General features: G+C 72.3%; 26 protein-coding genes. 13 read left to right on the forward strand and 13 right to left on the reverse strand.

Translation table 11 applies throughout. The features are described 5' to 3' along the window. Positions 1-81 precede the first annotated feature (81 nt). Positions 82-1071, forward strand: coding sequence for a Gfo/Idh/MocA family protein (locus ACFYO5_RS12115; RefSeq protein ID WP_388707470.1), 990 nt, complete (start codon positions 82-84; stop codon positions 1069-1071). 169 nt (positions 1072-1240) lie between these two features. Here ACFYO5_RS12115 and rfbB read toward each other — a convergent pair whose 3' ends face one another. From rfbB to ACFYO5_RS12140, 5 genes are all read right to left on the reverse strand, one after another. Then, the gene (rfbB, locus tag ACFYO5_RS12120; protein WP_388707473.1) at positions 1241-2212 is read right to left on the reverse strand and encodes a dTDP-glucose 4,6-dehydratase; all 972 of its coding nucleotides are present in this window, start codon (positions 2210-2212) and stop codon (positions 1241-1243) included. Next, positions 2200-3531 (reverse strand): activator-dependent family glycosyltransferase, encoded by a 1332-nt coding sequence (locus tag ACFYO5_RS12125; protein WP_388707475.1) that lies wholly within the window; start codon positions 3529-3531, stop codon positions 2200-2202. The genes rfbB and ACFYO5_RS12125 overlap by 13 nt, the downstream gene beginning before the upstream one ends. A gap of 94 nt (positions 3532-3625) precedes the next feature. Beyond that, positions 3626-4948 carry a P450-derived glycosyltransferase activator gene (locus ACFYO5_RS12130; protein ID WP_388707478.1) on the reverse strand — a complete coding sequence of 441 codons (1323 nt, stop codon included), beginning with the start codon at positions 4946-4948 and terminating at the stop codon, positions 3626-3628. Between the two features lie 23 nt (positions 4949-4971). After that, positions 4972-5742, reverse strand: coding sequence for an SDR family oxidoreductase (locus tag ACFYO5_RS12135; protein WP_356562610.1), 771 nt, complete (start codon positions 5740-5742; stop codon positions 4972-4974). A gap of 57 nt (positions 5743-5799) precedes the next feature. Beyond that, positions 5800-6234 carry a nuclear transport factor 2 family protein gene (locus ACFYO5_RS12140; protein WP_356562611.1) on the reverse strand — a complete coding sequence of 145 codons (435 nt, stop codon included), beginning with the start codon at positions 6232-6234 and terminating at the stop codon, positions 5800-5802. A gap of 208 nt (positions 6235-6442) precedes the next feature. On the opposite strand from ACFYO5_RS12140, the gene ACFYO5_RS12145 reads away from it, so the two are divergent. Next, positions 6443-7222, forward strand: coding sequence for a cyclase family protein (locus ACFYO5_RS12145; protein WP_388707482.1), 780 nt, complete (start codon positions 6443-6445; stop codon positions 7220-7222). 60 nt (positions 7223-7282) lie between these two features. After that, entirely contained in the window at positions 7283-7999 is a 717-nt protein-coding gene (locus ACFYO5_RS12150) for a class I SAM-dependent methyltransferase (protein WP_356562615.1), read from the forward strand. A gap of 12 nt (positions 8000-8011) precedes the next feature. Here the strand turns inward: ACFYO5_RS12150 and rfbA are convergent, their stop codons facing one another. Then, entirely contained in the window at positions 8012-8887 is an 876-nt protein-coding gene (gene rfbA, locus ACFYO5_RS12155) for a glucose-1-phosphate thymidylyltransferase RfbA (protein ID WP_356562617.1), read from the reverse strand. A gap of 201 nt (positions 8888-9088) precedes the next feature. Between rfbA and ACFYO5_RS12160 the strand changes: the two genes are divergently transcribed. Continuing rightward, positions 9089-10198, forward strand: coding sequence for a DegT/DnrJ/EryC1/StrS family aminotransferase (locus ACFYO5_RS12160; protein WP_356562619.1), 1110 nt, complete (start codon positions 9089-9091; stop codon positions 10196-10198). A gap of 78 nt (positions 10199-10276) precedes the next feature. Here the strand turns inward: ACFYO5_RS12160 and ACFYO5_RS12165 are convergent, their stop codons facing one another. The 6 genes from ACFYO5_RS12165 to ACFYO5_RS12190 form a co-directional block, all read right to left on the reverse strand. Continuing rightward, positions 10277-11629, reverse strand: coding sequence for an NDP-hexose 2,3-dehydratase family protein (locus ACFYO5_RS12165; RefSeq protein WP_388707486.1), 1353 nt, complete (start codon positions 11627-11629; stop codon positions 10277-10279). 37 nt (positions 11630-11666) lie between these two features. Then, positions 11667-12602 (reverse strand): NAD-dependent epimerase/dehydratase family protein, encoded by a 936-nt coding sequence (locus ACFYO5_RS12170; RefSeq protein WP_388707489.1) that lies wholly within the window; start codon positions 12600-12602, stop codon positions 11667-11669. Next, positions 12590-13207: a dTDP-4-dehydrorhamnose 3,5-epimerase family protein gene (locus ACFYO5_RS12175; RefSeq protein ID WP_388707492.1), complete on the reverse strand. Its 618-nt coding sequence runs from the start codon at positions 13205-13207 to the stop codon at positions 12590-12592. Before ACFYO5_RS12175 ends, ACFYO5_RS12170 begins: the two co-directional genes overlap by 13 nt. After that, positions 13208-14533: an activator-dependent family glycosyltransferase gene (locus ACFYO5_RS12180; RefSeq protein ID WP_356562625.1), complete on the reverse strand. Its 1326-nt coding sequence runs from the start codon at positions 14531-14533 to the stop codon at positions 13208-13210. A gap of 85 nt (positions 14534-14618) precedes the next feature. Next, complete coding sequence (locus ACFYO5_RS12185) at positions 14619-15971, reverse strand: SRPBCC family protein (protein WP_388707495.1); 1353 nt, start codon at positions 15969-15971, stop codon at positions 14619-14621. Positions 15972-16019: 48 nt separating this feature from the next. Continuing rightward, positions 16020-16805, reverse strand: a complete 786-nt coding sequence (locus tag ACFYO5_RS12190; RefSeq protein ID WP_388707498.1) for an SDR family NAD(P)-dependent oxidoreductase — start codon at positions 16803-16805, stop codon at positions 16020-16022. A 211-nt stretch (positions 16806-17016) separates the two neighbouring features. Here ACFYO5_RS12190 and ACFYO5_RS12195 point away from each other — a divergent pair, with 211 nt between their 5' ends. The 6 genes from ACFYO5_RS12195 (at position 17017) to ACFYO5_RS12220 (ending at position 22435) form a co-directional block, all read left to right on the forward strand. Continuing rightward, a complete protein-coding gene (locus tag ACFYO5_RS12195; RefSeq protein ID WP_388707501.1) occupies positions 17017-17409 on the forward strand; it encodes an antibiotic biosynthesis monooxygenase family protein in 393 nt (130 codons plus the stop codon). Next, positions 17406-18677 carry a beta-ketoacyl-[acyl-carrier-protein] synthase family protein gene (locus ACFYO5_RS12200; RefSeq protein ID WP_388707503.1) on the forward strand — a complete coding sequence of 424 codons (1272 nt, stop codon included), beginning with the start codon at positions 17406-17408 and terminating at the stop codon, positions 18675-18677. The genes ACFYO5_RS12195 and ACFYO5_RS12200 overlap by 4 nt, the downstream gene beginning before the upstream one ends. Continuing rightward, positions 18674-19897, forward strand: coding sequence for a ketosynthase chain-length factor (locus tag ACFYO5_RS12205; RefSeq protein ID WP_388707506.1), 1224 nt, complete (start codon positions 18674-18676; stop codon positions 19895-19897). Before ACFYO5_RS12200 ends, ACFYO5_RS12205 begins: the two co-directional genes overlap by 4 nt. Before the next feature lie 104 nt (positions 19898-20001). Next, on the forward strand, positions 20002-20277 hold the full coding sequence (locus ACFYO5_RS12210; protein WP_356562637.1) for an acyl carrier protein: 276 nt from the start codon (positions 20002-20004) through the stop codon (positions 20275-20277). Further along, positions 20274-21383 (forward strand): ketoacyl-ACP synthase III family protein, encoded by a 1110-nt coding sequence (locus ACFYO5_RS12215; RefSeq protein ID WP_388707508.1) that lies wholly within the window; start codon positions 20274-20276, stop codon positions 21381-21383. Before ACFYO5_RS12210 ends, ACFYO5_RS12215 begins: the two co-directional genes overlap by 4 nt. Then, a complete protein-coding gene (locus tag ACFYO5_RS12220) occupies positions 21380-22435 on the forward strand; it encodes an acyltransferase domain-containing protein (RefSeq protein WP_388707511.1) in 1056 nt (351 codons plus the stop codon). Before ACFYO5_RS12215 ends, ACFYO5_RS12220 begins: the two co-directional genes overlap by 4 nt. Before the next feature lie 46 nt (positions 22436-22481). Here ACFYO5_RS12220 and ACFYO5_RS12225 read toward each other — a convergent pair whose 3' ends face one another. Continuing rightward, positions 22482-23342, reverse strand: a complete 861-nt coding sequence (locus ACFYO5_RS12225; protein WP_388707514.1) for a class I SAM-dependent methyltransferase — start codon at positions 23340-23342, stop codon at positions 22482-22484. Between the two features lie 201 nt (positions 23343-23543). Here ACFYO5_RS12225 and ACFYO5_RS12230 point away from each other — a divergent pair, with 201 nt between their 5' ends. The 3 genes from ACFYO5_RS12230 to ACFYO5_RS12240 all read left to right on the forward strand — a co-directional run bounded on the left by ACFYO5_RS12230 (position 23544) and on the right by ACFYO5_RS12240 (position 25431). After that, positions 23544-23978, forward strand: a complete 435-nt coding sequence (locus ACFYO5_RS12230) for a SnoaL/DnrD family polyketide biosynthesis methyl ester cyclase (RefSeq protein ID WP_388707516.1) — start codon at positions 23544-23546, stop codon at positions 23976-23978. A 54-nt stretch (positions 23979-24032) separates the two neighbouring features. Continuing rightward, positions 24033-24875, forward strand: a complete 843-nt coding sequence (locus ACFYO5_RS12235) for an AfsR/SARP family transcriptional regulator (RefSeq protein ID WP_356562646.1) — start codon at positions 24033-24035, stop codon at positions 24873-24875. Positions 24876-24960: 85 nt separating this feature from the next. Further along, positions 24961-25431, forward strand: coding sequence for a nitroreductase family deazaflavin-dependent oxidoreductase (locus ACFYO5_RS12240; RefSeq protein WP_388707520.1), 471 nt, complete (start codon positions 24961-24963; stop codon positions 25429-25431). Positions 25432-25458: the final 27 nt, after the last annotated feature.

A 25458-nucleotide genomic window follows, 5' to 3' on the forward strand; every position in this document is an offset into this window, starting at 1 on the left:
CCTGCTCCAGCGGGCTTCCAGACGCCTTCGACCTGCCGTGACTAGCGTGTCCGGCGACGTAGCCGACTGGTGAGGTGGCAGATGCCGAAGGACACTCCACGGCCCGTGCTCCGCATGGGCGTTCTGGGCTGTGCCGATATCGCGGTGCGCCGGATCCTGCCCGCGCTCGTGGAGCATCCGTCGGTGCGGCTGGTGGCGCTGGCGAGCCGGGACGGGGCACGCGCCGAACGGCTCGCGGCCCGCTTCGGCTGCGCGGCGGTGACCGGTTACCAGGCGCTGCTGGACCGCGACGACATCAACGCCGTCTATGTGCCGCTGCCGCCCGGCATGCACCACGAATGGGTCACCAAGGCGCTGACGGCGGGCAAGCACGTCCTGGTGGAGAAGCCGCTCAGCACGACGTACGCCCAGAGCGTGGAACTGGTGTCGATGGCCGCCCGGCTCGACCTGGCGCTCACCGAGAACTTCATGTTCCTGCACCACTCGCAGCACGAGGCGGTACGGGCCATGGTCGGCGAGATCGGTGAACTGCGGGTCTTCTCCAGCTCCTTCGGCGTGCCGCCGCCCGACCCCTCGTCCTTCCGGCACGACGCCCGGCTCGGCGGTGGCGCGCTGCTGGACGTCGGTGTCTATCCGCTCCGCGCGGCCCAGCTCCACCTGGCCGGGGAACTCGACGTGCTGGGCGCCTGTCTGCGCGTGGACGAGGCCACGGGGGTCGACGTGGCGGGAAGCGCGCTGCTCTCCACGGCGACGGGGGTGACCGCGCAGCTCGACTTCGGCTTCCAGCACTCCTACCGGTCCGTCTACGCGCTGTGGGGCAGCCGCGGCAGGCTGAGCGTGCCGCGGGCCTTCACCCCGCCGCGTGAGCACCGCCCCGTGGTCCGGCTCGAACAGCAGGACCGGCTCACCGACGTGACGCTGCCCGCCGACCACCAAGTGAGCAACGCGCTCGACGCCTTCGCCTCCGCGGTGTCCTCGGACACCGTACGGGCCTCGCTGGGGGAAGCACTGCTGCGGCAGGCGCTCCTGGTGGAGCAGGTGCGCAAGGCCGCACGGGTGGTGAGCGGCTGATCCGCCGGGGCGACCCGCCGACCGCCCCCGCCCGCACGACGAGAGCCGGCGCCGAAAGGCGCCGGCTCTCGTCGTGTCCGCTCGCCGCCCGGGGTCTTCCCGGAGCGGAGAGGAGGGGAGAGGAGGGGAGAGGAGGGGAGGGGAGCGGCCCGGAACCGCTCAGCCCCGCTCAGACCCGCTCGGCCGGTTCCGGTCGGCGGGCCGAACGGTCGCGGTACCAGTCGACGACCTCGCGCAGACCGTCGTCCAGCGACCGGAGCGGCCGGTAGCCGAGTTCCTCGCGGATCTTCGTGTCGTCCACCGCGTACCGCAGGTCGTGGCCCTTGCGGTCGGGAACCTGACGGACCCTGGACCAGTCCGTGCCGCACAGCGCGAGCAGTTTGGCCGTCATCTCACGGTTGGTCAGGTGCGTACCGCCGCCGATGTTGTAGATCTCGCCGGGCCGGCCGCCGGTCAGCACCGCGTGGACGGCACGGCAGTGGTCGTCCACGTGCAGCCATTCCCTGACGTTGCCGCCGTCGCCGTACAACGGCACCGACCGGCCGGCCAGCAGTTCGGTGACGAACAGCGGGATCAGCTTCTCCGGGTGCTGCCGGGGGCCGTAGTTGTTGGCGCAGCGCGTGGTGCGCACGTCGAGCCCGTGGGTGCGCCAGTAGGACCGCGCGACGAGGTCGCTGCCCGCCTTCGACGCGGCGTAGGGGGAGTTGGGGAGCAGCGGGGCCTCCTCGGTCCAGGTGCCCTCGGCGATCGATCCGTAGACCTCGTCCGTCGAGACGTGCACGAACGTGCCGACGTCGCAGCGCAGGCTCGCCTCCAGCAGCGACTGGGTGCCCAGCACGTTGGTGGTGACGAACTCGGCGGGCTCGGTCAGCGAACGGTCGACGTGGGTCTCGGCCGCGAAGTGCACGACCGCGTCGTGGCCGGGGACCACCGCCAGCAGCGCGTTCAGGTCGCGGATGTCGAGCCGGTGGAAGTCCAGCCGGGGATCGGACAGGGGCAGGTTGCCGGTGCTCCCCGCGTAGGTGAGCAGGTCGACGACCGTGACCCGGCTCGGCCGGGGACCGGGCAGGGTGCCGGCCAGCAGCGAACGGACGTAGTGGGACCCGATGAAACCGGCGCCGCCGGTGATCAGGACACGCATGGCGACGTACCTCCGGGGCGTCGGGGGCCATGGGCGCGGTGCTGGGCGGTCAGCCGTTCCAGTACGGGGACGACCTGCGCCGGGGTCGGTTCCGACTCCGCCTCGGCACGCAGTCGGGCGGCCGCCGAGGTGAACGAGGGGTCCTCCAGGATCCGGACGAGCCTGCCGCGCAGCCCCTCCACCGTCACCTCGTGGGAGGGCAGGTGCAGGCCCGCGCCCAGTGCCTGCTGGCGCTGCGCGCGGTCGATCGCGTCCCAGATCCAGCCCATGGCGATCTGCGGAACACCCTCGACGAGCGCCGTCGACCAGGTTCCGGCGCCGCCGTGGTGGACGATGGCCGCGCAGGTCGGCAGCAGGGCGTGCAGCGCCACGTGGTCCACCAGGCGCACGTTGTCCGGGACATGGGTCAGCAGCGCCCGCTCCTCGGCGTCGAGGGTGGCGACCACCTCGATGTCCAGCCCCTCGATCGCCTTCAGGACGAGGTCGACCGGCACCGCGTTGGGGAACTCCGAGGTGCGGGCCGTCAGGCCCAGGGTGACGCAGACGCGGGGGCGCGTCGGCGGGACGCGCAGCCAGTCGGGCACGACGGCGGGCCCCGGCCCGTTGTAGGGGACGTAGCGCATGCCCACGGTCGGGCCGTCCGAGGGCGGGCGGAAGCTGCGCGGCACCTGGTCCACCGACCACTGTCCCGTCACCGCCTCCTCGTCGAAGGGCACGCCGTAGCGGCCGAGCGTCCACTCCAGCCACTGGCCGAGGGAGTCCTCGGGGTGCGCCGTCCCGCTGCCCCCGGCCCGGTCCGCCGGGGCGGCGCCGATCTGCGCGAGGAAGGCCCGCCGCATGGACATGAACAGGTCGGGGAAGGACAGCAGCCGGGCGTGGGCCGCGCCGGTCACCTTCGCGGCGACCGCGCCGGCGAAGGTGAACGGCTCCCACAGGACGAGGTCCGGTGCCCAGCCCCGGGCGAAGTCGACGAGGTCGTCCACCATCGGATCATCGTTGATCAGGGTGTAGAAGGTGGCGGTCATCATCGTGTCCCAGCCCTTGAGGAAGGCCGGGGTGAGCTGTCCGGGGGCGTCGGCGTCCAGCGACTGGTTGGCGTGGTGGGACAGCACGGAGTCGCCCACGCCCTTGACCATCTCGTCCAGCCGGTGATCCACCCCCACCGGGACGGCGGTCAGGCCGGCCGCCGTGATGCTCCCGGTCAGGGCGGGCTGGCTCGCCACCCGCACCTCGTGCCCGGCGGCCCGCAGCGCCCAGGCCAGCGGCACGGACCCGTTGAAGTGAGCGTCCATCGCGAAGGACGTCAGGAGAACCCGCATGGTCGGTCCTTTCTCTGCGGCTCGGCTTTCCGCGGCTCGGCTTTGCGCGGCTCCGCGGCACCCCGGCCGCGGTGCACCGCGCCCCGGTGTGGCGTCACGCGGAGGTGGTCAGGGGGAACCGCAGGACTCCGCCCAGCACGGGGGAGCGCATCCGCCGCAGGACGCCGTCGGCCTGCGTCAGCCGGGGGTGGCGCTCCCGCAGGGTGCGCACCGCGGTCTCCGCCTGGAGCCGGGCGAACGCCCCGAAGAGCGCGGTGTGCGGGCCCGAGAGCGACAAGTGACCCTGCCCCACGGGCCGTTCGAGGTCGAAGTGGTCCGGCGCCAGGAACGCCTCGGGGTCCCGGTTCGCCGCACCGACGTGGACGACGACCTGGGCACCCGCCGGGACGTCCTGGCCGCCGAGCGTGAGGTCCTCGGCGGCGATACGGCTCTCCAGCCGCACCGGCGGCGCGAAGCGCAGGGTCTCCTCCACGGCGCCGGCCGCCCGCTGCGGGTCGTCGCCGAGCAGCGCCCACTGCACGGGACGGGCGAGCAGCGACTCCAGGGTGTTGTTGATGAGCCCGGCGGTGAACTCGACGCCCACCACGGCGGTGAGCACGCCCACGGCGAGCGCGTCCCGAGCGGGCGAGGCCGCGGCGGAGTCGGCGCGCAGCACGGTGCCGAGCAGGTCGTCGCCCGGATCGGTCCGCCGCGCCTCGACGAGGTCGCCGATCAGGGCGCGGAGGTCCTCGACGGCCTCGTTCAGCCGACGGGTCACGGCGAGCGGCTGGGGGCAGAGCGCGGCGTCGAGGGCGACGCCGGCGGCGAGACACCCCTGGGCGAAGCGGTCGCGCAGCGCACCGGGGACGCCGAGCAGCGCGGCGGCGGCCTCGACGGCCACCGGGCGGGAGTAGTCCGCCATGAGGTCGAAGGCGTCACCCGCGCGGTCGGCGGTCTCCTGGTGCACGCCCTCGGCGTGCTTGCGCCGGCCCTCCAGCGCGGCCCCGCTCAGGACCGGGGCGGCCGACCGCTCCCAGCGGGCGTGGTCGACGCCCGACGCGTGCAGGAAGGCCCGGTCCAGCGGGACGATGTGGCACAGCTGCGGATTGCTCCAGGCGTCGGAGAAGACGTGCCGCTGCGGTCCCGGCAGATCGGCGTGGCGCAGGCCGAGCCGGGGGTCCGACAGGGCCTGGAGGGCGACGCCGTGCCGGCCGGTGACCCAGGCTCCGGTGGCGCTCTGCCACAGCGGTGCGTCCGACTCCCGTATCCGGCGGGCCAGCAGCGTGGGGTCGTCGCTCTCCGCGCGCAGTGTCAGGGCGTACGGGTCGCCGCTGGTGCCGTAGATCCAGTGGAAGCCGCGGGCGGTCAGGAGATGACGGCCCAGTTCGCTGTCGGTCTGCTCGTTCTCCGCGGTGTCGGGCGAGTTCTCTGTCTGCACGGCAGTCTCCTTCGGGAGGTGGTTCAGGTGAGGGACAGACCGCCGTCGACCGCGAGCACCACTCCGGTCGCGTAGGCGGCGCGCGGGTCGGTGAGCTGGACGGCCCACCAGGCGATGTCCTCGGGCCGGCCGACCCGGCCGGCCGGGACGCGGGTGGCGATCTGTGCGAGGAAGTCCGCGTAGGCCTCGGGGGACATCCCGGAGCGTTCGCCGATGCCCGTGTCGATCACGCCCGGGGCCAGGCCGAGGACGCGGATGGAGCGGGGGGCCAGTTCCACGGCCCAGGTGCGGGTGAGGAAGTCGAGCCCGGCCTTGGCGGCGCCGTAGACACCGTTCTCCGGCCAGGCGCGGCGGCCCAGCGCTCCCGCCGAGCCGATGTTCAGCACGGTTCCGCCGCCGTCGGCCGCCAGGGCGTCCAGCGTCTGCCGGGTGAGCAGCAGGGGGGCCAGGAGGTTGCCGTCGAGCTGTTCACGGGCGGCCTCCCGCTTGGTCTGGGCGAGACCGGCGAATCCGCCGGTGGCCGCGTTGTTCACGAGGACGTCGATACGGCCGCACGCCTCGAGCGCCGCGTCGGTGACGGCTCGCGGGCTGTCCGGATCGGTGAGGTCGGCGGTCAGGACACTGATGCCGGGGTGGCCCTCGGCGGTCCCGGCCAGGGTCGCGGGGGTGCGGCCCACGACGAGTACACGGTCGCCGCGGTCGGCGAAGGCGCGGGCCGTGGCCCGCCCGATCCCGGTCCCGCCGCCGGTGACGATCACACCCCGGGGCGTTGTCGGTTCCTTGGTCGCGCTCATGCCCCGGACCGTAGGCCGCGCCGCTCGATTCGCGGTCGAGCCCTGCTCGGCGGAGTCTCAGGGCCGGTCGTCACGGGTCACCACCCTCTCCCGGACGAGGAGCCGGCCGCCCTCGCGGACCAGGACGTCCCGGCAGGTGCACACCAGGTGCAGCCGGGCGGGGCCGCCCTGGGCGACGGCGATGATCGAGACCTGGCTCTCGGCCGTCAGCGAGCCGTCGTCCGCGGGGGTGACGGTGAGCATGCCGACCCAGTGGCGGTGGGTCTCCCGGGCGGCGGCGAGACCGGCCGCGGCCTTGCGGGCGCCCTCGGCGAGCATCGGGCGTCCGCGTACCGGCTCCGGGAGCGAGGGCGGCGCGAAGGAGCCGTCCTCGGTGAAGGTGCCGGCCCAGGTCTCGGCCTCGCCCGTGTCCAGGTACCGCATCTGCCGTGCGTAGAAGTGCTGAACCTCGGCGTAGACGTCCGCCGGGGCCGTCGGGGCCTGTACCGCCATGCCATGTCCCTTCCGCCGTTGTCACGTCGCGGGGCGGTGTTGCGGGGCCCCGGGTGAGGGTCACGACGGTCGCAGCGGTGCCTCCAGGATCGGTCGAGCGCGGGGCGGGCGGACGCGCTGGCGGCTGTTCAGTCAGCCTCCAACGCTTCTCGAGCCGCGCTGGTGAGCATGGGCTGGCTCGCAGGAAACCCATCGCCGGGAGGCGCGTGTGCGCATCATCGACCTGTCCTCACCCGTGGACGCGGCGGGTTTCGAACCTGATCCCGTGGTGCACGACGTTCTCGGCCCGAAAGAGGCCGCCACGCACATGAGCGAGGAGATGCGTGAGCACTTCGGGATCGAGTTCGACCCGGCGGAGCTGCCGGAGGGCGAGTTCCTCTCGCTCGACCGCCTCCAGCTGACGACCCACACCGGAACCCATGTCGACGCGCCCTCGCACTACGGCACGCGCGCCTCGTACCGGGACGGTCCGCCGCGGCACATCGACGAGATGCCGCTCGACTGGTTCTTCCGGCCCGCGGTCGTGCTCGACCTGAGCGACCAGGGCACCGGCGCGGTCGGCGCCGCCGTACTGCGACGGGAGTTCGACCGCATCGGCCACACCCCCGACCCCATGGACATCGTCCTGCTCAGGACCGGCGCCGACGCCTGGGCGGGGACGCCGAAGTACTTCACGGACTTCACGGGGCTCGACGGGTCCGCCGTGCACCTGCTGCTGGACCTGGGCGTGCGCGTGATCGGCACGGACGCGTTCAGCCTGGACGCGCCGTTCGGCGACATCATCACCCGCTACCGGGCCACGGGTGACCGGTCGGTGCTGTGGCCCGCCCACTTCATCGGGCGGGACCGGGAGTACTGCCAGGTCGAACGGCTCGCCGGGCTCGACCGGCTGCCCGCCGTGCGCGGCTTCCGGGTCGCCTGCTTCCCGGTGCGGATCGCCGGCGCGGGCGCCGGCTGGACGAGGGCGGTGGCGCTGATCGACGAGTGAGTGGGGAACGGCGGCCGAACGGACGACGCGCCCACCGGGGCGCCGACGGAGGGAACAGACATGTACGGCCGGGAACTCGCGGACGTGTACGAGGCCATCTACCGCAGCCGGGGCAAGGACTGGGGGGAGGAGGCGGCGGACGTCTCCCGGATCATCGCCGAACGGCGTCCGGGAGCCGACTCGCTGCTCGACGTGGCCTGCGGCACCGGTGCCCATCTCAGCGTGTTCAGCACCCTGTTCGAGGTCGCCGAGGGCCTGGAGATCGCGGAGCCGATGCGGCGGCTCGCCGAGCAGCGGCTGCCCGGCACCACCGTGCACGCCGGCGACATGCGCGACTTCCGGCTGGACCGCACGTACGCGGCGGTGAGCTGCATGTTCTGCGCCATCGGCTATCTGGAGACGGTGGCCGACATGCGGGCCGCCGTCCGGGCGATGGCCGGCCATCTGGAGCCCGGCGGCGTGCTGGTCGTCGAACCCTGGTGGTTCCCCGAGAACTTCATCGAGGGCTATGTCGCCGGCGACCTGGCCCGCGAGGAGCACCGGACCATCGCCCGGATCTCGCACACCACCCGCAAGGGCCGCGCCACCCGCATGGAGGTCCGCTTCACCGTGGGGGACGCCGCCGGCATCCAGCAGTTCACGGAGATCGACGTGCTGACGCTGTTCACCAGGGACGAGTACACCTCCGCGTTCACCGACGCGGGCTGCTCCGTGGAGTTCCTGGAGGACGGCCCCACCGGTCGCGGTCTCTTCGTCGGTGTGCGAGAGAGGTCCTGACGACGCGGACGGTCAGCCCGACACCTCGCGGGCGACCGACATCACGTACCGGCCGTAACCGGACTGCGCCATCTGTTCGCCGAGCCGGTAGCAGCTCTCCGCGTCGATGAACCCCATGCGCAGCGCGACCTCTTCGACGCAGGCGATGCGCACGCCCTGCCGTTCTTCGAGCGTGCGCACGTACTGGGCGGCCTGGAGCAGGGATTCCGGAGTTCCGGCGTCGAGCCAGGCGAAACCGCGGCCGAGGTCGACCAGACGGGCTCGGCCGCGCGCCAGATAATTCCGGTTGACGTCGGTGATCTCCAGTTCCCCGCGTGCCGAGGGGCGGAGGTTCTTCGCGATGTCCACCACTTCGTTGTCGTACAGGTAAAGCCCGGTGATGGCGAGGTCGGAGCGCGGCCGGAGCGGTTTCTCCTCCAGGGAGACGAGGCGTCCCGACGCGTCGGTCTCGCCCACCCCGTAGCGTTCCGGGTCCTCCACGGGATAGCCGAACAGCACACAGCCCTCGACGTTTCGGACATTGCTCTGGAGCAGGTCGTAGAAGTGGTATCCGTGGAAGATGTTGTCTCCCAGGACCAGTGCCACGTCGTCGTCGCCCACGTGTTCGGCGCCGATGATGAAGGCCTCGGCCAGGCCGGCCGGCCGGTTCTGCACCGCGTAGTCGATCCGGACCCCGAGCTGGGAGCCGTCGCCCAGCAGCCTGCGGAACTGCTCCAGGTCGCGCTCGGTGCAGATGAGTAGGATCTCCCTGATGTCCGCCAGCATCAGTACCGAAAGCGGATAGTAGATCATCGGCTTGTCGCCGACCGGAAGCAGCTGTTTCGATACGGAGACGGTTATCGGATGGAGCCTTGTTCCCGAACCGCCGGCGAGAATAATCCCCTTCATGGGTATGCCCCTGTCCTCGATTTCTGCTCATGCTAACGACCCGATTCGGTCGACGGCAAGAAGAGAAAGTCCCGGTCCAGGGAAAATCGAGCGGTAATAAAGGGAATTCAGGGGTTGTGGGTCCGTGCGGGAATGTGATGTGCTGCGAGGGGATGGTGACGCCCTGTGGCACGGCATCAGTAATGGGAGGGAAAAGAATTAATGACGACTCTCGTATGGGACTACCTACAGGAATACGAGAACGAACGCGACGACATCCTGGACGCCGTGGACACGGTCTTCAGGTCGGGTCGGCTCGTCCTCGGTGACAGCGTCCGCGGCTTCGAGGAGGAGTTCGCCGCCTACCACGGCCGCGCCCACTGCGTCGGCGTGGACAACGGCACCAACGCGATCAAGCTGGCCCTCCAGGCGCTCGGCGTCGGCCCCGGGGACGAGGTCGTCACCGTGTCCAACACCGCGGCCCCCACGGTGGTCGCCATCGACTCGGTGGGCGCCACCCCGGTGTTCGTCGACGTACACGCCGACAGCTACCTCATGGACACCGAGCAGGTGGAGGCCGCCCTCACGCCCCGGACCCGATGCCTGCTCCCCGTCCACCTCTACGGGCAGTGCGTCGACCTGGCTCCGCTGGAGCGGCTCGCCGCGGAGCACGACCTGACCCTCGTCGAGGACTGCGCGCAGGCCCACGGGGCCCGCCGCGACGGCCGCCTCGCCGGCACGACGGGCGACGCCGCCGCCTTCTCCTTCTACCCCACGAAGGTGCTCGGCGCGTACGGCGACGGAGGCGCCGTACTCACCTCCCGGGACGACTCCCACCGCGCGCTGCGCCGCCTGCGCTACTACGGCATGGAGGAGCGGTACTACGTCGTCGGCACCCCGGGCCACAACGCCCGGCTCGACGAGGTGCAGGCCGAGATCCTGCGGCGCAAGCTGCGCCGGCTCGACACCTACGTCCAGGGGCGGCAGGCCGTCGCCCGGCGCTACGAGGAAGGACTCGGCGACACCGACCTGGTGCTCCCGCACACCGTCCCCGGCAACGAGCACGTGTACTACGTCTACACGGTCCGCCACCCCCGGCGCGACGACATCATCAAGGCCCTCAAGACGTACGACATCGAGCTGAACATCAGCTACCCCTGGCCGGTGCACACCATGTCCGGCTTCGCCCACCTCGGATACGGCGCGGGTTCGCTGCCCGTCACCGAGGAACTGGCCGGCCAGATCTTCTCGCTCCCGATGTACCCGACGCTCCCGCCGGACGCCCAGGACAAGGTGATCAGCGCGGTCCGTGACGTGCTGGACAGCCTCTGAGCCCGTGCGGCGGGCCACGGGGACGGACGAGAGCCCGGCGGGAGGACACCGCCGGGCTCTCGTCCGTCCCCGTCCCCGTCAGCCGGCGGACCGCGCCGCCTCCAGGCCGCGCAGACACGCCACCAGACTCCGGGCCTGCACGTTGAGGTAGTGGCTGTGCCCGAGCAACCGCGTCAGCTGGTCCATGGACAGCCAGCGGTAGTCGGGGTGGCCGGGGTCCTCGGGAACGTCGCTGTCCACGATCAGATAGCGGTTGCGGGCGTGGAAGAAGCGGCCGCCCTCCTCGGAGAGCACCGCCTCGAACCGGATGCGGTCGGGCCCGGCGGCCAGCACCTCGTCGAGATGGCGCGGCCGGGCGGCGGCCGGCAGCCACCGGTAGCTCTCCGGGACGCACTGCACGGTCGGCGCCAGTTCGACGACATCCGCGTAGCCCGGCTCGGTGCGGGCGTGCATCAGCACGTGCTCCACCCCGCCGATCCGCCGGACCAGGAAGGCGATGACGCCTGTGCCGTGCGGCTCGATCATCGGCTGACGCCAGCCGCCGACCTCACGCCCGGCGGCCGTGACGGAGACCCCGATGACGTCGAAGAAGCCGCCGCTCTCGTGCGAGTAGCCCATCTCGGTGTGCTCCCACTCGTCCAGCGAGGAGAGCGCGACCCGCTGGGTGCTGACGCCTGCCAGCGAGCGGGCACCGGTGATCCAGCTCAGCACGTCGGTCATCCGGTGCAGCGAACCCTGCGGCCGGGAGGCGTGCGGCAGACACGCCATCACGGTCCGCGCGTCCATGTTGATGATGTCGTCGCGCGCCAGCAGCAGGTACAGCTGCCCGAGCGTGAACCAGCGGAAGCCCTCGAGGACCTCCACCTCGGCGGTCGTCTCCACGACCATGTTGCGGTTGCGCTTGCGGTAGAACCAGGCGCCCTGTTCGGACTGCCGGACGTCCGCGATCACCCGGTGCCGTGAGGTGTCGCGGAAGTAGTCCAGATACGGCACCGGCCTGCCCTTGTGGACACCGGTGTAGTTGCTGCGGGTCGCCTGCACGGTGGGGGAGAGCTGTAGCCCTCCGGGGTTGCCCGGTTCGGCCTTGGCCTGCATCAGGCAGTGCGGCACCCCGTCGAACTCCTTGACCAGGATGCCCAGGATGCCGACCTCGGGCTGGTCGATGATGGGCTGGTCCCACCAGTTCACCGCGCCGGTCGGGTCGTGCACCCGCAGACCGTGGACCGTGAAGAACTTGCCGGTGCGGTGGCGCAGATCCCCGGTCACCGGCGTCTCGTACCACTGGTCCAGGGCGGCCAGCGGTACCCGCTCGGCCGTCGTGTAGATCTTCTGCCCGTACTCGGCGAACCAGTCGTCGAAGCCGGCCAGATCGGTCAGCGGGCTCTCCACAGCCGCGGCCGACCTGGCGATACGGGCCGTGACATCGGCCATCGGAACTCCTCTTCGTGGATGGGGCGTGCGGGCGGTCTCAGCCGGCGGGTTCCTCCCAGGTCGCCCGCATCGCCTCGGCCAGCGGGATCCGCGGCTTCCAGCCGAGCAGCCGGCCGGCCAGCCGGATGTCGGCCCGGGTCCAGTTGCCGCCCTTGCTGTCGATGGGCCCGTCCTCGATCCGCAGGCTTCCCGGCGGCAGCTCCGCTGCGGCGGCCAGCAGCTCCACCAGCTCGCGCATCGCGGTGGCCTCGCCGCGGCCGATGTTGACGACCCGTCCGGTGGCGGGGGAGGCCACCGCGAGAACCACGGCCTCGGCCAGATCCCGTACGTCGACGAAGTCCCGCCGGGCGTCGGCGACGCGCAGCGTCACCGGGTTCGCCGGGTCGGCGGCCCGCAGTCTGCCGACGACCGCCCCGAGGAAACTGGCCGGGGTGGTGCGGGGCCCGCACACGTTCACGGGGCGGAGCACCAGCCCGTCCACCCGGCCGGAGCGGGTGCTGTCCAGGACCAGCTCGGAGCCGGCCAGCTTGGTCCTGGCGTACATCGTCGTCGGCCGGGGCACGTGGTCCTCGTCGACGGAGAGGGGTTCGGGCACCGGCCCGTACTCGTGGACGGAGCCCAGGTGGACCAGCCGCGGCCGGTCCTCCATCAGCGTCAGGGCCTGGAGCAGCCGGTCGACCAGGGTGATGTGCGCGTACCGCATCTCCTCCTCGGTCGTGCCCCAGCCGCCCGTCGCGTTGACCACGGCCCGTACCCGGTGCCGGGCGAACAGCCGCGCGAGTTCGGCGGGCGGGACCGCCGCCACGTCCAGCCCGGCGAAGACGTGGTCCGCCACCGCGGGCCCGCCGCGCCGGGCGACCGCGAGCACCTCGTGCCCCTCGCGTGTCAGCGCGGCGCTGACACAGCGGCCGACACAGCCGCTCGCCCCCAGCACCGCGATCCGGGGCCCGCCCGCACCGCTCAGGGCCGCCACAGGCCGGCCTCGATCCGACGGCACTTGTCGTACTCCGGCAGGCCGCCCTCCGCCCGCACCTGCGCGAGCCGGGGCGCCGCCCGGTCCCGCACCGACAGCAGGGGCTCCAGGTCCTCGGGGATCGGCAGGCCCAACTCGGGATCCAGCGCGGACAGCGCCAGCTCGTGCTCGGCCTCGTAGCTCCCCGAGAGCATGTACGACATCACCGTGTCGTCCTCCAGGGCGACGAAGGCGTGCCCGACGCCGACCGGGAAGTACATGGCGCTGAACCCCTCGGGGTCCAGCACGGAGGAGTCCCAGCGGCCGAAGGTGGGGGAGCCGACGCGGATGTCCACCACGATGTCGATGGCCCTGCCACGGGCGCAGTACACGTACTTCGCCACGCCCGGCGGCGTGACCGTGTAGTGGATGCCCCGCACGGTGCCGCGCCGTGACCTGCTGTGGTTGGACTGCGCGACGCGGAACAGCGGGTGCCCCAGCGCCGCCACGAAGGCCGGTTCCTGGAACGGCGAGGTGAACAGGCCTCGGTCGTCCTCGAACACGGGCGGGGTGAACACGAACGCGCCGGAGACGGCGAGTTCCCGGAACTGCACGGCGGAATCCATCTACTGCTCCCCTCGGACGGTGCTGCCGGACTCCCGGACACGGCGGTGTTCGGCGGTGAGCTTCTCCAGCAGCGGGACGATGTCGTTGGGGCTCGGCGTGCCCACCATCTCCCGGCGGATCCGCGCGCAGTTCTCCGCGAACGACGGCTCCTCCAGCAGCCGCAGCACCTGGTCGCGCACGTCCTGCGCCGTGTAGTGGTCGACGTCGCGCAGGTACAGCCCCGCCCCGAACCGCTCCAGCTGCTTGGCCTTGTGGATGGTGTCCCACACCATGTCGGGCACGATGAGCTGCGGGACACCGTGGGCCAGCGCGGTCTGGAAGGTGCCCGAGCCGCCGTGGTGGATGACCGCGGAGCAGGTCGGCAGCAGCGCGTTGAGCGGTACGAAGTCGACGGCCCTGACGTTGTCCGGCAGCCGCGGCAGACCGGAGAGCTGCTTGGCGTTGAGCGTCGCGACCACCTCGACGTCCAGTTCCGCCAGTGCCTCCACCAGTTCACCGACGGACGCGCGGTCGCCGTCCAGCACCTCGCGGTGGGCCACCCCGAGGGTCAGGCAGACCCGGCGCTTCTTCGGCGGCTCGTGCAGCCAGTCCGGGATGACGGCCTGCCCGTTGTACGGGATGTAGCGCAGCGGGACGAACGGCTGCGCCACCGGGAACCGCATCGACGGGGGCACCGGGTCGATGGTCCACTGACCGACCGCGACCTCCTCCTCGAACTCCGCGCCGTAGCGGCCCAGCGTCCAGGTCAGCCACTCGCGCAGCGGGTCGTCCCGCAGCTCCGGCAGCCGTTCCGCCTGGAGGTCGAGGAAGGTCTCGCGCATCCGCCCCAGCAGATCGAGCCCGAACAGCAGCCGGGCGTGGGCGGCGCCGGTGACCTGCGCGGCCACCGGACCCGCGAACGACAGCGTGTCCCAGACGACCAGGTCGGGCTGCCACTCGCGGCTGAACGCGACCAGGTCGTCGATCATGCGTTCCGGGCAGGAGTTCTGGAACGCCATCGCGGTCATCGAGGTGAAGACCCCCAGGACGTGGTCCCAGGTCAGCATCTCGGGACGGGTCTCGGTCATGTCCATCCCGGCTTCCGCCTGGCTCTCCATGATCTCGGCGTCGTCGCCCAGGCCCTCGTTGACCCGCTGCATCTGCGCTTCCAGCTCCAGCGGCTCACCCACACAGACGGCGGTCAGACCGGTACGGGTGATGTCCTCCGCCAGATCCGGCTGGCTGGCGATCCGGACCTCGTGGCCGGCGGTCTGCAGGGCCCAGGCCAGCGGGACCTGGGCGTGCATATGGGACTTGGCGGCGAACGTGGTGAACAGAACCTTCATCGATCTCCCTTTTCGCGAGTGGTGATGCCGCGGCCCGCGCGGACCGGGCCGTTCCCCTGGAGCCGGCCCGGTCCGCGCGGCGGGCTCAACTGCCGTCGTGGCCGACGTACCGGTGGCGCACCAGCCAGCCGTCCCCGTCGGCGACCAGGACGTCCTGGCAGGACGTGCTGAGCCGGATCGCGGGAGCCGAGCCCGCGGCGGTCGAGACGACCAGGGCGTCGTAACCGGTGCGCACGGAACCGTCCGGGAAACGCCAGGCGGCCGGCAGCCCCAGCCAGTGCCGGCGCACTGTTCCGGGCGGCGCCGCGGGCCGTGCGCCGACGGCCTTCGCGATCGCCGTCCGGCCGCGCAGCGGCTCGGCGAACGTGCTCTGGTCGAAGGCCCCGTCCTCGGTGAAGGTGTCCGCCCAGGCCTGCGCCTCGCCCTCGTCGAGAAGCCGCATCTGCCGGGCGTAGAACTGCTGGATGGAGCCGTACGCGGCCGGCTCCACCGGCTCGGTGCGGGCCCGCCCCTCCGCGTACTCCTTGGCGTGGCGCATGGTGATCGTGCTGTTGCCGCCCAGCGCGTCCCGGATGAAGGCACGGGCGTCGGCGGTGGTCGAGGAGGGGCCGAGGACCTTGGGGACGGCCGCGGCGTTGACGACGACGGTGTGCCGGGAGACGGCCACGCAGCCGGACGGGATCTCCCGTACCGTCCACTCCCCGGTGTGCACGGACATCAGCGCGGGGGTCTGCGACTGCTTGTAGGTGATCCGGCCGTCCGGCAGACAGATCCGCACGGAGGCCGTGGTGTGCGTGGAACCGTCGGGAGCGCGGGTGTCCATCTCCAGGTGCTGCACGTCGGGGGTGTCCTCCTTCAGCAGCACCCGGGCGACGTGGGGCAGTCGCTCCTGCCACCGCCCGGCGTGGTGCAGGAAGTCCCGCACGTCCTGGGCCGGGGCGTCGATCCGCACCGAGTCCTCGAAGGTGTACGGCTCCTCGTCGGTCCCGGCGCGTGCCGCGGCGGACTCCAGCGCGGCCAGCTCCTTCCCGCTGTTGCGCTCGATCGCCGCCAGGATCCAGGCGACGTTGTGCTCCAGGTCGCCCACGGCGCTGAAGTCGTGCAGCAGCCGCACCCTGCTGCCGCCGTCCGGCAGCCCCTCGACGATCCACTCCCCGCCCATCGCGGCGACCGGGTCCTGCGACACCTCCTGGCGGAACCGGATCCGCAGACCCGCGCGGTCCAGGGTGCGCCGTGAGGTCCAGGACTTGACCTCGCCGTTGGCGGTCGCCCAGATCCGCAGGCGCTCCTCGTCCCCGGAGCGCTCCAGGTACTCCACGTGCAGGGTCGGGGGGAAGACGTGCGGCCAGTCCTGCGCCCGTTCCACCAGGCCGAAGACGGCTTCCGGGGCGGCCGCCACCGTGATCGTGTGCTCGGTCGTGTGCACCTCGTGCGCCATGCTGGTCCCCTCTGTCGGTCCACGGCCGTGAGCGGCCGGACCCCGCTGTCAGTAGTTGCCGAGTCCGCCGCAGACGTTCATCGCCTGGGCGGTGATCGACGCGGCGGTCGGGGAGAGCAGATAGCCGACGAGCCCGGCGACCTCGTCCGGCGTGGAGTAGCGGCCGAGGGGGATCTTCGCCTGGAACCGTTCCAGAACCTCGTCCTCGGTGATGTCCCAGGCACCGGCGTACCCCTGGCGCACCCGCTCGGCCATCGGCGTCTCCACATAGCCGGGGCAGACGGCGTTGACGGTGATGCCGGTCTTCGCCAGCTCCAGGCCGAGGGCCTTGGTGAAGCCGACCACGCCGTGCTTCGACGCCGAGTAGGGCGCCCCCAGTGCCACGCCCTGCTTGCCGCCGGTGGAGGCGATGTTGACGATCCGTCCGGCTCCGCGCTCCAGCATTCCGCCGGTCGTCAGCACCTCGCGGGTCATGCGGAAGACGCTGTTGAGGTTGGTCTCGATCACGTCGAGCCAGAGTTCGTCGGTGATCTGCGCGGTGTGGCCGCCGCCGCTGCGGCCGGCGTTGTTCACCAGCGCGTCGACGGGGCCGAACCGCTCGGTGGCCGCCCGGACGAAGGCGCGCACCTGCCCGGTGTCGCGCACGTCGCAGGCGGTGCCGTCGACCTCGTGACCGGCCTCGCGCAACGTCTTGACGGTGAGGGCGACCCGATCGCCGTCGCGGGCGCAGATGAAGACCCGCGCCCCCTGTTCGGCCAGGCCGCGGGCCACGGCGAGACCGATCCCGCTGGTGGCACCGGTGACGATGGCGACGCGTTCTGCTGCTGGCGGCATGACGGCTCCTCAGCGGTCCCTGCGATGCGGTGTCGGACGACTGCGAGGGTGTCAGCGGCCGCTTGAGGCGCGCTCGAACCCCGGCCCGGCCCGGGCTCCATCGGCCTTCCACCCGCCTCCGAGACCAGGCCCGCAGCTTGGTACGACACGAACGAACGTGCGGTGTCAAGCGACGCCGGGTCACACCGACCGGCCAACGAGGAGGCCATCGATGACGGATCATGAGCCAGGCACCGAGGGGGCCGACGCCGTCACCTTCGTGAACACCTTCACCGTGCACGCCGAACCCGAGGTGTTCGAGAAGGAGTTCGCGCGGACGTCGGAGTTCATGGCACGGCAGCCGGGCTTCGTCCGGCACACGCTCAGCCGGCACGCGGAGCGGCCCGGTCAGTACGTCAACGTCGCCGAGTGGCGGGACGTCGCCGCCTTCCGCGCGGCCGTCTCGCACCCCGACTTCCGGCCGCACGCCGGTGCGCTGCGCGCCCTGAGCGAGAGCCGGCCCGAACTGTATCTGGTGCGACTGCACCGCGGAAGCGGCCCGGATCCGGTGGATTCGGCGACCTCTCCGGTCCCCCGTCCGGCTTTCGCAGGGGAGGACATATGACGGCCCGCCGAGTCGTGATCACCGGGCTGGGAGTGATCGCCCCGGGTGGCATCGGCACCAAGGCGTTCTGGGAGCGCATCGTCTCCGGTGTCTCCGCGACCAGGACCATCACGGCCTTCGACCCGACCGGGTTCCGCTCCCGGATGGCCGCGGAGTGCGACTTCGACGGGGCCCGCGCGGGCCTGACCGCCCGTGACACCGCACGGCTGGACCGCGCCACCCAGTTCGCGGTGGTCGCCGCCCGCGAGGCGCTCGCCGACAGCGGCGTCGAGATCGACGAGAGCAACGCGCACCGGACCGGCGTCAGCCTCGGATCCGCCGTGGGGTGCACCCAGAAGCTGGAGGAGGAGTACGTCGCGCGCAGCGGCGGCGGGCAGCGCTGGCTGGTCGACCACGCCGCGGGCACACCGTACCTGTACGACTACTTCGTGCCCAGTTCGATGGCGGCCGAGGTGGCGTGGGAGGCCGGCGCCGAAGGCCCCGCCGCGCTCGTCTCGGCGGGCTGCACCTCCGGTCTCGACTCCCTCGGGCACGCGCTGGAACTCATCAGGGAGGGCACCACCGACATCATGATCGCGGGCGGCAGCGACGCGCCCATCGCGCCCATCACCGTGGCGTGCTTCGACGCCATCAAGGCGACCTCACCGCGCAACGACACCCCGGAGCACGCCTCACGGCCCTTCGACAGGACCCGCAGCGGCTTCGTGCTCGGCGAGGGCGCGGCCGTACTCGTCCTGGAGGAACGCGAGTCCGCCCTGCGGCGCGGAGCGCAGATCTACGCCGAGGTCGCCGGTTTCGCCGGGCGCGCCAACGCCCACCACATGACCGGACTGCGCCCCGACGGGCTGGAGATGTCCGCCGCCATCACCGGCGCGCTCGACGACGCCCGCCTCGCCCCCGACGCCGTCGGCTACGTCAACGCGCACGGCACGGCCACCCGGCAGAACGACGTCCACGAGACGGCCGCGATCAAGCACAGCCTGGGCGAGCACGCCCACCGGGTCCCGGTCAGCTCCATCAAGGCGGTCATCGGCCACTCGCTCGGTGCCGTCGGTTCCATCGAGGCCGCCGCCTCCGCCCTGGTGATCCGGCACGGAGTGGTGCCGCCCACGGCGGGACTGCACGAGCCCGATCCCCAACTCGACCTCGACTACGTACCGTTGACCGCCCGCGATCAGGTCACCGACACCGTGCTGACGGTGGGCAGCGGCTTCGGCGGGTTCCAGAGCGCGATGGTGCTCACCAGCGCCGAGGGGAGGCGCCCATGAGCGCCGCGACCGTGGTCACCGGAATCGGCGTGCTCGCGCCCAACGGGATCGGGGCGCGGGAGTTCTGGGCGGCGACCCTGCGCGCCGAGAGCGGCATCGGCCGCATCACCCGCTTCGACCCCTCCTCGTACCCCTCCCGACTGGCCGGCGAGGTCACCGGATTCGAGGTGCGCGACCACGTTCCCAGCCGTCTCGTCCCGCAGACCGACCGCACCACGCAGTTCGCCCTGGCGGGCTCCGACTGGGCGCTCGAGGACTCCGGACTGTCCGCCGACAGCCTGCCGGCGGACGGGCGCGGGGTAGTCACCGCCAGCGCCTCCGGCGGATTCGAGTTCGGCCAGCGCGAGCTGGGCCACCTGTGGGGCGAGGGCCCCCGGCACGTGAGCGCGTACATGTCGTTCGCCTGGTTCTACGCGGTCAACTCCGGTCAGGTCTCCATCCGGCACGATCTGCGCGGCCCCACCGGAGTCCTCGTCGCCGACCAGGCGGGCGGTCTGGACGCGGTGGCACAGGCCCGGCGCCGGATCCGCGGGGGCACCCCGGTCATGCTGACCGGCGGCATGGACGCCTCGCTGTGTCCCTACGGGCTCGCCGCGCAGATCTCCGCCGGAATGCTCAGCGACAGCGACGACCCCACCCGCGCCTACCTGCCGTTCGACCCGGCCGCCGACGGCCACGTGCCGGGGGAGGGCGGGGCGATCCTCACCCTGGAGGACGGGGAACGGGCGCGGGCGCGCGGGGCCCGCAGCCACGGCGAGATCAGCGGGTACGCCGCCACCTTCGATCCCCGCCCCGGCTCCGGCCGCCCCTCCAACCTGGACCGGGCGATCCGCGGCGCACTGGCCGACGCCCGGCTGAGCCCGCGCTCCATCGCCTTCGTCCTCGCGGACGGCGCGGGCGAACCGGAGTCCGACCGGGCCGAGGCGCAGGCGCTGGCCGAGGTCTTCGGCCCCCGCGGCGTGCCCGTCACGGTCCCCAAGAGCATGACGGGGCGCCTCTACGCGGGCGCCGCCCCGCTCGATCTCGTCACCGCCCTGTTCGCGCTGCGCGACGGCGTCGTGCCGCCGACGGTCCACGTCGACGGACCGGCCCCCGGTTACGACATCGACCTCGTGACCGGCTCCCCCCGGCCCGTCGACGGGGACGCGGCGCTGGTCCTGGCCCGGGGCCGCGGCGGATTCAACAGCGCCATGGTCGTCCGCCGTCCGTCGGCGGTCTGAGCCCCCACCCCTGGCGGCCCGGGGCCGCCCGCCATCCGTTCACCCGGCCGGCCCGTATCCGGCCGGCCCGACCCGCGGCCCGAGCGGCCGCTCCTGGAGACGTCATGTCGGCATTCACCGTGGAAGAACTGTTCCAGATCATGCGCGAGTGCGCGGGCGAGGAGGAGACCGTCGAGCTGTCCGACGCCGCCGAGCAGGAGTTCGCCCTGCTCGGCTACGACTCGCTGGCGCTGATGGAGGCGATCAGCAGGGTGGAGCGCGGCCTCGGCATCGACCTGCCCGAGGAGGCGATGGGCGAGGCGCTGACCCCCGCCGCGTTCGTCGAGGCCGTCAACGCCGAACTCGCCCGCAGCGCGCCCGTGGCGGAGGCCGCCGGATGAGTGGGGCGTACCTCGACGACGCGGTGCCCGCTCCCACCGCGGAGGGAGCGGGCGACGACATCCGGATCGCGGGGTGCGGCGCGTGGCTGCCGCCCCGGACGCCGGTCGCGGACGCGGTGGCGGCCGGGCTGTGCGACGAGGCCCTGGCCGCGACCACCGCCATGCTGTCGGTGGCCGTGGCGTGGGACGAGCCGGCACCGGAGATGGCGGCGCGGGCGGCCCGGACCGCCCTCGGGCGCTGCGGCGCCGACGACGTGTCGCTGATCCTGCACGCCAGCTTCTTCTACCAAGGGCACGACCTGTGGGCGCCCGCCTCCTACGTCCAGCGCGTCGCCGTCGGCAACCAGTGCCCCGCGATCGAGGTGGGCCAGGTCTCCAACGGCGGGATGGCCGCGCTCGGGCTCGCGGTCGACCACCTGAGCGTGGCACCGCGGGCCGGGGAGGCGCGCAGGCGCGTCCTGGTGACGACCGGTGACGCCTTCCGCCCGCCCGGCTTCGACCGCTGGCGCAGCGATCCCGGCACCTTCTACGGCGACGGGGGCACCGCGTTGGTGCTGTCCTCGGGAGAGGGCTTCGCCCGGATCCGCGGACTGGCCACCGTCTCCGCTCCCGACCTGGAGGGGATGCACCGCGGTGACGACCCCTTCGGGAACGCCCCGTTCGGTCACCGCCCGGTCGTCGACCTGGAGGCCTGCAAGAAGGACTTCCTCGCCACCCGCCGGGTGACCCAGGTGATCGCCACCAGCGCGGCGGCGCGGGACGCCGCCGTCGAGCGGGCCCTCGCGGCGGCCGGGGCCGACCTCGCCGACATCGACCGATTCGTCCTGCCCCACATGGGCCGCAAGCGGTTGCGGGCGGGATTCCTCAAGCGCTTCGGGATCGCGGAGGACCGCACCACCTGGGAGTGGAGCCGCGCGGTCGGGCACCTCGGCGCCGGTGACCAGATCGCCGGTTTCGACCACCTGGTCGGCTCCGGCGCCGTCGGCGCGGGGGACCTGGTCCTGTGGGTGAGCGTGGGCGCCGGGTTCACCTACTCCTGCGCGGTCGTCGAGATGCTGGAACGGCCCGGCTGGGCCGGAACCCCGCGCACGGGAGGCGCCGAATGACCGGCACGGGGGCCCTGCCGGTCGCCCTGCTGCTGCCGGGCCAGGGCTCCCAGCACCAGCGGATGGCCGCGGGGCTCTACGGGCACGAGCCGGTGTTCACGGCCGCGATGGACGAGTTCTTCGACGCGGCCGGCCCCGAGGGCGCTCCGCTGCGCGAGGACTGGCTGGCCGAACGGCCCGCCACGGAGATCGACCACGTCACCCGCTCGCAGCCGCTGCTCTTCGCCGTGGACCACGCGCTGGGGCGGCTGGTGCTCAGCTGGGGAGTGCGGCCGGCGGCCCTCCTGGGGCACAGCATCGGGGAGTTGGCCGCGGCGGCGTTGGCCGGGGTGTTCAGCCCGCGGGACGCCGCCGCTCTGGTCCTCGACCGGATACGGCGGCTGGCCGGGGCTCCGCCGGGCGGCATGCTCGCGGTGGCCGCGTCCACGGCGGAGGTGGCACCGTACCTGAGCGGTGACGTCGTGGTGGGCGCGGTCAACGCCCCCCGTCAGACCGTGCTGGCCGGGCCGGACGGCCCGCTGGAGGAGATCGGCCGCGCCTTGCGGGAAGCCGGGTTCGTCTGCCGTCCGGTGCCGTCGCTGAGTGCCTTCCACAGCCCGGTCCTCGAACCCGCCTGCCGGGGGGCCGCCGCACGTTTCGCCGCGGTGCGCAAGCACCCGCCGGCGATGCCGGTCCACTCCGCCTACACCGCCGCCCCGTTGACCGGGTCCGACATCCAGGACCCCGCCTTCTGGGCGCGGCAGCCGGTGGCGCCGGTGCTGTTCTGGCCCGCCCTGGAGGGGCTGCTGGCCACCGGGGACCACCTGCTGGTGGAGGTGGGGCCGGGCCAGGGGCTGTCCCAGCTGGCCCGCCGCCACCCGGCCGTCCGCCGGGGCAGCAGCGTCGTGGTGTCACTGCTCCCGGCCCGGCCGGGGCCCCCGGAGGCGGACCGGACCGCGGTGGCCGCCGCCGCGGCGCTCATCACGGCGGCGGGGACCGCGACGGCGGGCCGTCCGGCCGACCCCGCAAGCGAGGACCGCGGCACACCGTCACGGCCGGCCGCGGCCCGCTGACCGTACGACCCGGCGCCCCGTCCCGCGAACCGGCCGGGGCGGGGCGTCAGTCGCGTACGGTCGCGGTGACGTAGCGCACCGGGGTGTCGATGGTGAGCGGGCCGTTGCCGTCCCGCATCGCGTCGAGCGAGGTGATCAGCCGCTCCCGCAGTTGCCGGCGCTTGTCCTCCGCGAGGTGGTTCCAGAGCAGGCGCATGCCCTGGGTGTGCGACCAGTCCACCCACGCCAGGCCCGACTCGGCCACCAGCCGGACGGGTTCGTCGACCACCGTCACGTCCTGGAAGCCGCACCGCTCCAGCGTGCGGGTGAGGTCGTCGGGGTCCGCGAGCCAGCTGTTGAAGCGCTGCTGGAGCTGGTCGGGCTGCCACTGCGGCGGCAGGTCGAGCAGCAGCTCGCGCGGGATGAGTTCGGTGAACACCGGGGGCAGGAAGGGGAAGGTGTCCTCGCTGAACACCGGGCTGGTGAAGGCGAGTCGTCCCCCGGGGGAGAGCAGCGGCGCGTAACGGGCCAGCGCCGCGGGCGCGTCGGGCAGGAAGATGACGCTGTAGCTGCCCATGACCACGTCGAAGGAGCGCGGTGCGAAGTCGGGGTGCTCCCCGTCCATCACCCGCAGCTCCACCGTGGTGGCGTTCCGCAGCGCGGCCTCCTTCGAGGCCTCCTCGATCATCGCCTCGGCGACATCGATGCCCACGACCCGGCCGGCCGGCCCCACCCGTTCGGCCGCCGGGAAGACGCACGCGCCCCGCCCGCAGCCGACGTCGAGGACCCGGGCGCCGGCGGCGGGCGCCGCGCGTTCGACGAGCCGCCGGCCCATCGGGGTGAAGAACTCCACGCCGAGCCGGTCGTAGGTCGCCGCGGCGCTGTTGAAGGCGGCCGCCACTTCGGATTTGTAGGTGGACGTGTCCACTGGCTCTCCCGGTCTCTCGAAGGATTTCCCACTTTTCTCCTCCGTTCTCGGGCACGGGTGGAGCGGTCTTGGAGTGCCACTGGAATGTGACTGGACAAACGTAAATAAGTCCGTCCGGAGTCTGTTGGCCCTTGTTAGCGGTGGCGTCGTCTCCTAAGAATTGAGTCCAGCACGTTCCGCACCGATTCAGGAGGAGAAAGCGTGAGTGAGCAGATAGCGGCAGCTCGGCGCATGGTCGAGGCGTACAACACCGGGAAAACCGACGATGTGGCCGACTACATCCATCCGGAATACATGAATCCGGGAACCCTGGAATTCACCTCGCTGCGCGGCCCCGAACTCTTCGCGATCAATGTCGCCTGGGTCAAGAAGACGTTCTCCGAGGAGGCGCGCCTGGAGGAGGTGGGCATCGAGGAGCGGGGCGACTGGGTGCGGGCCCGGCTGGTGCTCTACGGCCGGCACGTCGGTGAGATGGTCGGCATGGCGCCGACCGGACGGCTGTTCTCCGGCGAGCAGATCCATCTCCTCCACTTCGTCGACGGGAAGATCCACCACCACCGCGACTGGCCCGACTACCAGGGCACCTACCGCCAGCTCGGCGAGCCGTGGCCGGAGACGGAACACCGCCGGCCTTGAGGGTGACTTCTTCGACGGCACGGAAAACGGCGAAGTAAAAAAAGGGGGGGCACGATGGAGTTCGGTGTTCTGGGACCGCTGTACGTGCGGGTGAACGGCGAGACGACCGCGCCGAGCGCCCCGAAGCTGCGGAACGTGCTGGCGATGCTGCTCGTCCACGCGGGACAGGTGGTGCCCGTGCCCTCGCTGGTGCGGGACCTGTGGGACGAGGATCCGCCGACCAGCGGTCTGACCACCCTGCAGACGTACATCCTCAACCTGCGCAAGATGTTCTCCGCGGTCACCGGACTGACCACCGCCGAGGTGGCCCGCGACGTCCTGGTGACCCGGGCGGGCGGATACGCGCTGGCCGCCGAGGCGGGCGTGCTCGACGTCCACCGTTACCAGCGGCTGGTGACCTCCGGCCGGGAGGCCCTGGTGCGCGGCGACGACGCGGCCGGGGTGCGGGACCTGAACGAGGCGCTCCTGCTGTGGCGGGGTCCCGCGCTGGCGGACGTACCGGCCGGGCGGGTCCTGGAGAGCAGGCGCCGGCAGCTGGAGGAGTCCCGGCTCGCCGCCTTCGAGTACCTGGTCGACGTGGAACTGCGGCTCGGCATGTACCGCGAGGTGCTGGCCGAGCTGGCCGCCCTCACCGTGGAGAACCCGCTGCACGAGGGGCTGCACGGGCAGTACATGTGGGCCCTTCACCTCAGCGGGCGCCGGGCCCAGGCGCTCCAGGTCTTCCACCGGCTGCGGGGTGCGCTGGTGGCGGGGCTCGGCCTGGAACCGGGGCCGCAGGTGCAGCGGCTGCACCAGGCGGTCCTCAACGCGGACACCGCCTTCGAACCCCGCTTCACGGTGCGCCGGACCACCGTCGCCGCGCCGGCCACGGCCTTCGGCGGCGGCCGGTCGTACTGACCGGCCGTGACCACGGTCGATTGCGCTGCTCGATCCGGCGTGACTAGGGTGACCGCTAGACAAATTTGATTAGTTCGGAGGGGTCATGCCGGAGAAGGACCAGCCGGAGCCGACGGAACAGCGGGACGAGACGCCCGTGGACAGCCCCACGGGATGGGTCGCGGCGCACATCCGCCGCTACGACCGCAGCGGCGGGAAGGAGGGGCAGAAGTGGTACGGGCTCGACACGCTGCTCCTCACCACCCGCGGCCGGGTGTCGGGCCGGCTCCGCCGTACCGCGGTGATCTACGGCCGGGACGGCGAGAACATCATCGTGGTCGGCTCGAACGGGGGAAAGCCCGACCACCCGTTGTGGTATCTCAACCTGGTCGCCACGCCCGAGGCCCATGTCCAGATCGGCGAGGAACACCTCGATGTGCGGGCCCGCACGGCGACCGCCGAGGAGAAACCGGCTCTTTGGAAGCTGATGACCGGGATTTTCCCCCAGTACAAGAGTTACCAGAAGAAGACCGACCGGGAAATTCCGGTGGTCATCCTGGAGCCCGTCCGGTCGTGACCGCGGACGGCCCGGAAGTGATCCGTT

The sequence above is a fragment of the Streptomyces sp. NPDC006259 genome, assembly GCF_042870975.1.
In the GTDB taxonomy this organism is placed as follows: domain Bacteria; phylum Actinomycetota; class Actinomycetes; order Streptomycetales; family Streptomycetaceae; genus Streptomyces.

Bases quoted from the DNA above. Each gene is read 5' to 3' on its own strand.
- ACFYO5_RS12115 (WP_388707470.1), top strand. From the start codon at position 82: ATGCCGAAGGACACTCCACGGCCCGTGCTCCGCATGGGCGTTCTGGGC.
- rfbB (WP_388707473.1), bottom strand. From the start codon at position 2,212: ATGCGTGTCCTGATCACCGGCGGCGCCGGTTTCATCGGGTCCCACTAC.
- ACFYO5_RS12125 (WP_388707475.1), bottom strand. From the start codon at position 3,531: ATGCGGGTTCTCCTGACGTCCTTCGCGATGGACGCTCACTTCAACGGG.
- ACFYO5_RS12135 (WP_356562610.1), bottom strand. From the start codon at position 5,742: ATGAGCGCGACCAAGGAACCGACAACGCCCCGGGGTGTGATCGTCACC.
- ACFYO5_RS12140 (WP_356562611.1), bottom strand. From the start codon at position 6,234: ATGGCGGTACAGGCCCCGACGGCCCCGGCGGACGTCTACGCCGAGGTT.
- ACFYO5_RS12150 (WP_356562615.1), top strand. From the start codon at position 7,283: ATGTACGGCCGGGAACTCGCGGACGTGTACGAGGCCATCTACCGCAGC.
- rfbA (WP_356562617.1), bottom strand. From the start codon at position 8,887: ATGAAGGGGATTATTCTCGCCGGCGGTTCGGGAACAAGGCTCCATCCG.
- ACFYO5_RS12160 (WP_356562619.1), top strand. From the start codon at position 9,089: ATGACGACTCTCGTATGGGACTACCTACAGGAATACGAGAACGAACGC.
- ACFYO5_RS12165 (WP_388707486.1), bottom strand. From the start codon at position 11,629: ATGGCCGATGTCACGGCCCGTATCGCCAGGTCGGCCGCGGCTGTGGAG.
- ACFYO5_RS12175 (WP_388707492.1), bottom strand. From the start codon at position 13,207: ATGGATTCCGCCGTGCAGTTCCGGGAACTCGCCGTCTCCGGCGCGTTC.
- ACFYO5_RS12180 (WP_356562625.1), bottom strand. From the start codon at position 14,533: ATGAAGGTTCTGTTCACCACGTTCGCCGCCAAGTCCCATATGCACGCC.
- ACFYO5_RS12185 (WP_388707495.1), bottom strand. From the start codon at position 15,971: ATGGCGCACGAGGTGCACACGACCGAGCACACGATCACGGTGGCGGCC.
- ACFYO5_RS12190 (WP_388707498.1), bottom strand. From the start codon at position 16,805: ATGCCGCCAGCAGCAGAACGCGTCGCCATCGTCACCGGTGCCACCAGC.
- ACFYO5_RS12195 (WP_388707501.1), top strand. From the start codon at position 17,017: ATGACGGATCATGAGCCAGGCACCGAGGGGGCCGACGCCGTCACCTTC.
- ACFYO5_RS12200 (WP_388707503.1), top strand. From the start codon at position 17,406: ATGACGGCCCGCCGAGTCGTGATCACCGGGCTGGGAGTGATCGCCCCG.
- ACFYO5_RS12205 (WP_388707506.1), top strand. From the start codon at position 18,674: ATGAGCGCCGCGACCGTGGTCACCGGAATCGGCGTGCTCGCGCCCAAC.
- ACFYO5_RS12210 (WP_356562637.1), top strand. From the start codon at position 20,002: ATGTCGGCATTCACCGTGGAAGAACTGTTCCAGATCATGCGCGAGTGC.
- ACFYO5_RS12215 (WP_388707508.1), top strand. From the start codon at position 20,274: ATGAGTGGGGCGTACCTCGACGACGCGGTGCCCGCTCCCACCGCGGAG.
- ACFYO5_RS12220 (WP_388707511.1), top strand. From the start codon at position 21,380: ATGACCGGCACGGGGGCCCTGCCGGTCGCCCTGCTGCTGCCGGGCCAG.
- ACFYO5_RS12235 (WP_356562646.1), top strand. From the start codon at position 24,033: ATGGAGTTCGGTGTTCTGGGACCGCTGTACGTGCGGGTGAACGGCGAG.
- ACFYO5_RS12240 (WP_388707520.1), top strand. From the start codon at position 24,961: ATGCCGGAGAAGGACCAGCCGGAGCCGACGGAACAGCGGGACGAGACG.